The organism is Klebsiella sp. 7-CIP_Kleb. (genome assembly GCF_050378655.1).
GTDB lineage: Bacteria > Pseudomonadota > Gammaproteobacteria > Enterobacterales > Enterobacteriaceae > Klebsiella > Klebsiella quasipneumoniae.
The window spans coordinates 1-618 of the sequence record NZ_JBNRLJ010000040.1; the positions used below are offsets into that span (position 1 = coordinate 1).

Sequence of the window (618 nt, forward strand, 5' to 3'; positions counted from 1 at the left end):
GTCCGCGACAGCCCGCCAGACCGGCCAAAATTGTAGGTCGGCAGACCGGTTAAATCAGACAGCGTGCGCAGGAATCGCGGGTTAGCCATGAATGAATGACCGAAACCAACAATCGCCCGTCGCCCGAAATATGCAGCTGGTTTATAGGGGCTGTATGCGCTAAACCATTTATTGCCGATGACAGTATCGTCACGATTCGAATCGAACGTGAATATTTCAGGTGCATTTTGCACGTTAGAATTATTCGTGTTCGAATCGATTAACTCGCGGTCAGACGTGGTTTTATTGATGCGATATAATTTTCCAGCGTCCGCATAAACCTCATACGAATCGCTGGCAGGAGATTCAGGATTGATTAACTTACCAGCAATAACGACATGACCGTGGTCATCGGTGGACTGCATAATGCGCAGGTTTTTATCAACAACCACCTCAGCATATGGAGAGCGGGAATACTCGTCAGGATTTAGATAATCCAGAGGAGCCCGAACGCCATTGATGCTCAGCTCGCTGGTATCGATTTTCCCGGCGGTCAACCCATATTTAACTGCAAGGTTTTTGAGATTTAACTTGTCGCCCTCCCAGAACATCAGCCACCTATGGTTTTTATCCATAATT

The 618-nt window shown here is 47.4% G+C and carries 1 protein-coding gene; it reads right to left on the reverse strand.

Translation table 11 applies throughout. The features are described 5' to 3' along the window. Positions 1-618, reverse strand: a 618-nt coding sequence (locus ACQUTI_RS26330) for a hypothetical protein (protein ID WP_428923430.1), incomplete at both ends; no start/stop codon positions are given.